At 71.6% G+C, this 8,142-nt stretch carries 8 protein-coding genes; 5 read left to right on the forward strand and 3 right to left on the reverse strand.

Going from position 1 to position 8,142, the window contains the following annotated elements; all coding sequences use genetic code 11:
- Nucleotides 1–188, reverse strand: a 188-nt coding sequence (locus tag CCS38_RS02540) for a hypothetical protein (RefSeq protein WP_223731532.1), incomplete at its 3' end; no start/stop codon positions are given.
- A gap of 259 nt (nucleotides 189–447) precedes the next feature.
- On the opposite strand from CCS38_RS02540, the gene CCS38_RS02545 reads away from it, so the two are divergent.
- The 3 genes from CCS38_RS02545 to CCS38_RS02555 all read left to right on the forward strand — a co-directional run bounded on the left by CCS38_RS02545 (nucleotide 448) and on the right by CCS38_RS02555 (nucleotide 2,427).
- A complete protein-coding gene (locus CCS38_RS02545; RefSeq protein ID WP_223731533.1) occupies nucleotides 448–867 on the forward strand; it encodes an STAS domain-containing protein in 420 nt (139 codons plus the stop codon).
- A gap of 85 nt (nucleotides 868–952) precedes the next feature.
- Nucleotides 953–1,768 carry a thioesterase family protein gene (locus tag CCS38_RS02550; protein ID WP_223731534.1) on the forward strand — a complete coding sequence of 272 codons (816 nt, stop codon included), beginning with the start codon at nucleotides 953–955 and terminating at the stop codon, nucleotides 1,766–1,768.
- A 131-nt stretch (nucleotides 1,769–1,899) separates the two neighbouring features.
- Nucleotides 1,900–2,427 carry a hypothetical protein gene (locus CCS38_RS02555; RefSeq protein ID WP_223731535.1) on the forward strand — a complete coding sequence of 176 codons (528 nt, stop codon included), beginning with the start codon at nucleotides 1,900–1,902 and terminating at the stop codon, nucleotides 2,425–2,427.
- Between the two features lie 15 nt (nucleotides 2,428–2,442).
- Here CCS38_RS02555 and CCS38_RS02560 read toward each other — a convergent pair whose 3' ends face one another.
- Nucleotides 2,443–4,107 carry a sulfite oxidase gene (locus CCS38_RS02560; RefSeq protein ID WP_223731536.1) on the reverse strand — a complete coding sequence of 555 codons (1,665 nt, stop codon included), beginning with the start codon at nucleotides 4,105–4,107 and terminating at the stop codon, nucleotides 2,443–2,445.
- 115 nt (nucleotides 4,108–4,222) lie between these two features.
- Between CCS38_RS02560 and ctaD the strand changes: the two genes are divergently transcribed.
- Both ctaD and ctaF read left to right on the forward strand, forming a co-directional pair.
- Nucleotides 4,223–5,848: an aa3-type cytochrome oxidase subunit I gene (gene ctaD / locus CCS38_RS02565; protein WP_223731539.1), complete on the forward strand. Its 1,626-nt coding sequence runs from the start codon at nucleotides 4,223–4,225 to the stop codon at nucleotides 5,846–5,848.
- A gap of 22 nt (nucleotides 5,849–5,870) precedes the next feature.
- On the forward strand, nucleotides 5,871–6,326 hold the full coding sequence (ctaF, locus tag CCS38_RS02570; RefSeq protein WP_223731537.1) for an aa3-type cytochrome oxidase subunit IV: 456 nt from the start codon (nucleotides 5,871–5,873) through the stop codon (nucleotides 6,324–6,326).
- Here the strand turns inward: ctaF and qcrB are convergent.
- Nucleotides 6,278–7,918, reverse strand: a complete 1,641-nt coding sequence (gene qcrB, locus CCS38_RS02575; RefSeq protein ID WP_223731538.1) for a cytochrome bc1 complex cytochrome b subunit — start codon at nucleotides 7,916–7,918, stop codon at nucleotides 6,278–6,280. The two genes, ctaF and qcrB, sit on opposite strands and share 49 nt — an antisense overlap.
- Between the last annotated feature and the right edge of the window lie 224 nt (nucleotides 7,919–8,142).

Genomic DNA, 8,142 nt, shown 5'->3' on the forward strand with positions numbered 1-8,142 from the left:
GCCTCCAGGAGCAGTTCGATGGTCTTCGTGAGGCCGGCGAGGCGGTGGCGCATCTGGCCGCTGTGGTCGCCGGGGGCGAACGCCTCGGCCTCGGCCGCGTTGCTCGCCAAGTGACGGCGGGCGAAGTCGAGCATCGTGCGGAGTCGGCCTCGGTCGTCCATGACGGCGCGGGCCACGGGTCCGGACACTGCGCCCCCTCCTCTCGCCGGGTGTTGGCTGAACGGACCGTACCGCACAGTGCGTACGCGCACGGTCGGCCGAGGCCGCCGGACCGGACCGCAGCGTCAACTCCCCACGGCTCCCCGCAACTCCCCACCGCAGAAAGGCGGAAGGGGGAGGAGCCGGAGCGAGGAGGAAAAAACTGGGGGAACCACCTTGTTTCCCCTCGCACGGCCCGTACGATCCGCAACAACGGGAAGTGGGCACGAGGAGCGCCGGAGGTGCTGCATGCCGTACGCCGACGGACTGGCGATCACCACGCTCGCCTCCTGCGACGCCGGCGCCGTGCTGCGCGTCAGCGGCGAACTCGACCACGGCAGCGAAGGCGTCTTCCGCGTCACGGTGGGTTCCTGCGTCGGCGCCGGTAACCGCTATCTGGTCCTCGACTGCTCCGCCCTCACCTTCTGCGACTCCCGCGGCCTGAACTGCCTGCTGGGCCTGCACTGGCTCCTGCGCCGCCGCCAGGGCCGCCTCCTGCTGGCGTGCGTGGGCCGCCGCGTGCGGCAGATACTCGACCAGACCGGCAGCAGCGAACTGCTCCCGGTCTTCACCACCGTCACCCAGGCCCTCGCCACTCTCCCCGAGAGCCACCGCCCCGTCTGGCCACCCGATACGGCCCGCCGGCCCGCGGCCCAGGGCCCGGCCTGACGATCTTCACGGCCCGCGTCCCGCATGCCATCCTGACCTGACGCTCTCCGACACTCGTTGACACCAGGCCGAGGAGAACCTTCCGTTGAGCACCGGCGTGCCGCAGTACGACAGCTACTACGAGCCCATAGACGAGCACCGTTACAAGCCCACCCCGCACGTGAGCGGTGCCTGGGACATCAACGAGCAGCACTTCAGCCCGCTCGGCGGCCTCATCGTGCACGCCATGGAGCGCCATCTGTCCGCACGCCCGGACAGCGGGCTGGTCCTCGGACGGATCAGCTTCGACATCCTCGGGCGCCTCGCGCTCGACGAGTGCGAGATCCGCGTGGAGACGCTGCGGCCGGGCCGTACGATCGAACTGATCGAGGCCGTCGTACGGATCGCCGACCGCCCCGTGGTCCGGGCGCGGGCCTGGCTGCTCGCCGCCGTGGACACCGCGGCCGTGGCCGGCGGCGCCGGTGACCGGCTCCAGCCGCCCGAATCACTGTCCTCCTGGCCGCTGGGCTCCGTATGGCCCGGTGGGTACATCGCTTCGCTGGACGTCCGGCCGGTGGCGCCGCCGCAACCGGGCCGCACGACCGCCTGGGTGTCCACGCCGCTCGACCTCGTCGCGGGACAGCCCAGCAGTCCGCTGGCGTCCTACCTCGCCCTGGTCGACACCGCCAACGGCATCGCCGTGCGCGAGTCGCCCACCGCCTGGATGTTCCCCAACGTGGACCTCACCGTCCACCTTCACCGGCAGCCGGCGGGCCGCTGGACCGGACTGGACACCACCGTCACCTTCGGCGGCACCGGCCAGGGCATCACCAGCACGGTCCTGCACGACATCAACGGCCCCGTCGGTCACGCGCAGCAGATCCTCACCGTCCGCCCGCTGCCGGCCGCCGACCCCGGGTAGCCGGTACCGGACAACCGGACAAGCGGAGACGAACGCCACGTCTCCGTCGTGACCTGCATCATTCACCCGGAGAGTGCCGCTGGGTAGCGTTCTGTGCGGCCTGCCCCCTCACCGACTCGGAGGGCTCATCGGTGCCCACGGACCTCTCCCCGCTGATATCGGCGACGACCCAGTGGCTGACCTGCGCGTATCCCTCGAGCGGCGGCGCCCTGAGCGCTGCCCTCACCGAAGCGCAGGCCCGGCAGGCCGTGACCGTCGCGGCGTGGCTGCGCTATCCGACGCCGATGGACGCCGCACTGGTCTCGGTCACCGGCCCGGGCGGCTCAGGGCGTCTCGACTGGCTCACCGGCGCGGACGCCCCCGAACAGGGTGACGTGGCGGAGCACGCGTGGCGGTCGTGGGTGGACGAGGTCGTCGCGAGCTGGGCGGCGGCCCTCCTCAGTACACCGGCCCTGGCCGAAGCCGCGGTGACCGCCCTCGCCGGCTCCTGGCACACGTCCGGTACCCCCGTCGAATTCCGCCGCCTCGTCGCGCCCGACGTCCACGACCAGCAAGCCGCCGCGCTCCTGCGCCACCCGGACCTGCTGGCCCCCGTGGCGGAACTCCACCACCCCGAACTCCTCACCCGCCTGGACACCGACCGCGTACTCGACGGCTGAGGGCGCCCGGGCACGTCACTCGACGGTGACGGACACCGAGTGGTGGCCCGTGGCCCCGTCGGGGACGGGCGGGGTGCGGCGTGCGGGCTGGGTCTGTCCGGTGCGGTCCGTGGCGCGCACCGTGAGGGTGTGGGTACCGGGGGTCGCTCGCCACGGGAGGGACCACTGGCGCCAGGTGTCGCGGGTGTCCTCCGCGGCGAGATCCGCCCGCCGCCACGGGCCGTCGTCGATCCGCACCTCGACCCGGTCGATGCCGCGGTGCTGCGCCCACGCGACGCCGGCGATCATGACCGTGCCGGGCTTCGGCCGCGCGTCGGGCCTGGGAGTGTCGATGCGCGACTGCGTCTTGACGGGCGCCTCGCGGGCCCACGCGCGCTCGACCCAGTACGCGTCGTAGGCGTCGAACGTGGTGAGTTCGATGTCCTCGATCCACTTGCAGGCCGAGACATAGCCGTACAGGCCGGGGACGACCATCCGTACCGGGAAGCCGTGCTCCAGCGGCAGCGGCCGGCCGTTCATGCCCAGCGCCAGCATCGCGTCCCGGCCGTCCATGACGTCCTCGACCGGACTGCCGATCGTCATGCCGTCCACCGACCGCGCCACGAGCTGGTCGGCCGGGCCGCCCCGGGACGGCGGCCGGACACCGCACTCCCGGAGCAGCTCCGCCAGCGGTACGCCGATCCACCGCGCGTTTCCCACGTACGGGCCGCCGACCTCGTTGGACACGCAGGCGAGGGTGATGTCGCGCTCGATCAGGTCGCGTTGGAGCAGATCGTCGAAGGTCAGCGTCAGCGGCGCGGTGACGCCCTTGCCGTGGAGGCGCAGCCGCCAGGTCGTGGCGTCGACCTTGGGGACGAGGAGCGCCGTGTCGACCCGGTAGAAGTCCTTCGTCGGGGTGCGGAACGGGCCGAGGCCCGCGACACGCAGCTGGGCTCCCCGCGGGACGGGCGGTGCGGGGGACGCCGGTGCGGGCAGGACGATACGGCTTCGGGAGGCGAGCGCGTCTCTGCCCGAGCTGCTGAGCGTACGGCCCAGCGCGCCGACGCCGGTGGAGGCCGCCGCCGCGGCCGAGGCCGCGAGGAGGAAGCCGCGGCGGTTCCAGCCCTTGCCGGCCACGGGTGCTTCCCCGGCCGTCGCCTCCGGTGTCTCCGGGGCCGCCGCCTCCGGGGCCGGTCCCCGTGCTCGTTCCGGTGCTGATTCCGGTTCCGTCCGCACGCGCAGCCGCCCGGCGAACCAGTACAGCAGTCCGCCGCCCGCCACCGCCCCGGCCACCGAAGGCAGCGCGTCGAGGGCGGTCGCGTCCGGCCGGCTCGTCGCGGCCACCGCGCCGACCACGCCGAACAGCAGGACGCCCGCCGCGCCGAGTCGCCGGTGGCGCAGCGCGAGGACGCCCAGGGCGAGCGCGAGCAGCGCCAGTACGGCCAGGATGCCGAGCTGGAGGACGAGCTTGTCGGCCGTGCCGAAGGTCCGGATCGCCCAGTCCTTCACCGGCGCCGGCGTCAGGTCGATCGCCGCGCCGCCCACCGCCACGACCGGGCCCGCCTGCGGCCCCACCGCCGCCGACGCCAGCTCCGCGACGGCCAGCGCCGCGTATCCGGCGAGGGCCCCGCTCAGCGCCCCCGGCGCCAGTGCCCGCAGCCGGGTACCGCGTACCACCCGTACCTCCCGGTCCCTGTCCACACAGCAATTGTCCCGCCGACCGGGCGGATTTTCCCCGCCGCGCGGGGCACTCGGGCACGGATGGGTCGGTGTGTTCCCGGGAGGCGAGGCTGTGACCGAACTGGCGGACGGCGCGGTGCGGACGGGATACCGGCCGGCCCCGCCGCTGGGCAGGCGGCTGGTCCGGCTGACGAAGACCACCGATCACAAGGTGATCGGCAATCTGTACCTGGTGACGTCCTTCTGCTTCTTCCTCTTCGGCGGCCTGCTCGCACTGCTGATGCGGGCCGAACTGGCCCGGCCCGGGCTGCAGATCACCGACGAGCACGTCTACAACCAGCTGTTCACGATCCACGGCACGGTCATGATGCTGCTCTTCGCCACCCCGCTCTTCGCGGGGTTCGCGAACGCCGTCATGCCGCTCCAGATCGGCGCGCCGGACGTGGCCTTCCCCCGCCTGAACGCGCTGTCGTACTGGATGTACCTCTTCGGCGGGCTGATGGTGGTGAGCGGATTCCTGGTGCCCGGCGGGGCCGCGGCCTTCGGCTGGTTCGCGTACGCGCCGCTGAACGGGGCGGTCCGGTCACCGGGCGCCGGTGGTGACCTGTGGACGATGGGCCTGGTCGTGGCGGGTGTGTCCACCACGCTCGGCGCGGTCAACTTCATCACCACGATCATGTGCCTGCGCGCGCCCGGCATGACGATGTTCCGGATGCCGATCTTCACCTGGAACGTGCTCTTCACCTCGATCCTCGTGCTCCCCGCCTTCCCCGTGCTGACGGCGGCGCTGCTGGCCCTGGAGGCGGACCGGAAGTTCGGCGCGCACATCTTCGACGCGGCCAACGGCGGGGCGATCCTGTGGCAGCACCTGTTCTGGTTCTTCGGCCACCCCGAGGTGTACATCGTCGCGCTGCCGTTCTTCGGCATCGTGACGGAGATCCTGCCGGTCTTCGCCCGCAAGCCGGTCTTCGGGTACGTCGGGCTGATCGGCGCGACCGTCGCGATCACGATGCTGTCGGCCGTGGTCTGGGCGCACCACATGTTCGCCACCGGCGCCGTGCTGCTGCCGTTCTTCTCCCTGATGTCGTTCCTGATCGCGGTGCCCACCGGGGTGAAGTTCTTCAACTGGATCGGGACGATGTGGCGGGGCTCGCTGTCGTTCGAACCACCGATGCTGTGGGCGGTCGGCTTCCTCGTGACGTTCCTGCTCGGCGGGCTCAGCGGCGTAGTGATCGCCTCGCCGCCGCTGGACTTCCACCTCACCGACTCGTACTTCATCGTGGCGCATCTGCACTACGTGCTGTTCGGGACGGTCGTGTTCGCGATGTTCGGCGGCTTCTACTTCTGGTGGACCAAGCTGACGGGGAAGATGCTGGACGACCGGCTCGGCAGAATCCACTTCTGGACGCTGTTCGTGGGCTTCCAGACCACCTTCCTCGTCCAGCACTGGCTCGGCGAGAACGGCATGCCGCGGCGCTACGCCGACTACCTCGCGGCCGACGGATTCACCCTGCTCAACACCGTCTCCTCCCTCGGCGCGTTCCTGCTGGGCGCCTCGACACTGCCGTTCCTCTACAACGTGTGGAAGACCGCGAAGTACGGCACGCGCGTCGGCACCGACGACCCGTGGGGCTACGGCCGGTCCCTGGAGTGGGCCACGTCCTGTCCGCCGCCGCGCCACAACTTCGTCGCGCTGCCGCGCATCCGCTCCGAATCGCCCGCCTTCGACCTGCACCACCCGGAGAAGGAATGGCGCACGTGAACCCGCGGAAGGAGTGGGGCACATGAAGACCGAAGCGATTCTCTTCACCGGGGTGGCGGGCTTCTTCGCCGTCACGGCCGGCGTCTACGGCAGGTACGGGCACGACCCCGCGGGCACCAGCGTGCTGATCGTCGCGTGCCTGATGGCCGCGCTGGTCGCCTTCTTCCTGGCCGTGCAGTACCGGCGGCGCGGGCGGCGGGCGCAGGACCGCCGCGACGCCGAGGTGGCCGACACCGCCGGGCCGCTGGACTTCTTCCCGCCCGCCAGCCCCTGGCCCCTCGTCGTCGCCGCCGGGTTCACGGTCGTGGCGCTCGGCGTGGTCTTCGGGCTGTGGCTGGCGCTGCTCGGGGCGGGCGTGCTGGCCCTCGGCGTCTTCGAGATGGTGTTCCAGTACGCGGGGCGCCAGGACCGGCAGGACCGTCAGGGCCGTCAGGAGTCCGGCGGCCGTGAGCCGCGCGCCGGCCGGCCGCGCAGCTGACGCCCGGACTCCCGGGAGTCCGCCGCGAACCAGTGGCTGAGCGCGGACCGCAGCCGCCCGGCCTCACCGCCCCCGTCGCCGTCACCGTTCCCCTCGGCGGGCAGCGGGGGAGCCGCCGGCATACTGCCGTACAGCACCACGTACCGCTCCTCCTCGCCCACCGGCCGGTGCTCCTCCTCGTAACCGCCCTCGACCGTCTGGCGCATCAGCCCGGTCTCCTCGCCCTCAACCAGCCGCTCCAGCTCGGCTTCGCGCAGCGCCAGGCACACCCGCTTGACCACCACGAACACGACGACGGGCAGCACGATCAGCGCTGTCCGCAGCGTCCAGGTCAGCGCGTTGAGGGAGATGCCGAGGGTGTCGGCCACCACATCGTTGCCGCCGGCCAGCAGCAGTACCGCGTAGGCGCTGACCGCCGCCGTGCCGAGTGCCGTGCGCACGGGCCGGTCGCGCGGCCGGTCGCACAGGTGATGCTCGCGCCGGTCACCGGTCACCCACGCCTCGGCGAACGGATAGGCGTACAGCAGCGCGAACAGCGCGAGCGGCAGCACCACGGCCGGGAGCAGCACGTTCCACATGAGGGTGTGGCCGGCGACCGTCGTCTCCCACGGCGGGACGAGCCGCAGCGAGCCCTCCAGGAAGCCGACGTACCAGTCCGGCTGGGAGCCGGTGGACGCCTGGTCCGGACGGTAGGGGCCGTACACCCAGACCGGGTTGATCTGCGCCACCCCGCCGAGGAACGCCGTCACTCCGAAGACCATGAGGGACAGGCCGCCCGACGTGGCCGAGAAGTGGGGGACGAGGGGCCTGCCGACCACATTGCGGTGGGTGCGGCCCGGGGCCGCCCACTGGGTGTGTTTCAGATGGAAGACCAGGATCAGGTGGACGGTGACCAGCGCCAGGATCAGGCCCGGCAGCAGCAGGATGTGCACTCCGTACAGCCGGGAGATCAGGTCGTGGCCGGGGAACTCCGCACCGAAGACGAACATGCTGACGTACGACCCGACGAGCGGCAGCGACAGCATGATGCCCTGCGCGATCCGCAGCCCGGTGCCCGACAGCAGGTCGTCGGGGAGCGAGTAACCGGCGAAGCCCTCCGCCAGCGCCAGCAGGAAGAGCGTCACGCCGATCATCCAGTTCACCTCGCGGGGCTTGCGGAACGCGCCGGTGAAGAAGACCCGCAGCAGGTGGACGCCGATCGCCGCGAGGAAGACGAGCGCGGCCCAGTGGTGCATCTGCCGGATCAGCAGCCCGCCGCGCACGTCGAAGCTGATCCGCAGGGTGGAGTCGAACGCCTCGGACATCCGGACACCGGAAAGCGGCGCGTACGAGCCGTCGTACACCACCTCGCGCATGCCGGGCTCGAAGAAGAGCGTGAGGTACACCCCCGTCAGCACCAGCACGATCAGGCTGTAGAGGGCCAGTTCGCCCAGGAGGAAGGACCAGTGATCGGGGAACGGCTTGCGCAGCAGCCCGCCGCCCTCGGCGACCGGCAGCCGGGCGTCCAGCGCCTCCGTGGTGCGGCCGGCGGCCTGCCTCGTCCTCTGCTTCACGGCGCGTGCCTTCAGGCGGGACCGCCGGAAGAAGATCATGCCAACTCCTCCCTGTTCGGGAGCCCCTGACGCTTGCCCGCCAGGTGGCGCCACGAGGACGTGTAGCCGCTTGCCGAGCGGTCACGCAGGACCGCACAGAAACCGTCCGCACCGCAGCCGTAGCGGGCGCGCAATGCTCCGGCAACGGTTTCGGGGGCTACACCTTCTACGCTCGTACGGAGAAATGAAAAAGCGGGGGACGGGGAAAAACGGGGAGACGGGGA

The organism is Streptomyces purpurogeneiscleroticus (assembly GCF_020024005.1).
Classification (GTDB): domain Bacteria; phylum Actinomycetota; class Actinomycetes; order Streptomycetales; family Streptomycetaceae; genus Streptomyces; species Streptomyces purpurogeneiscleroticus.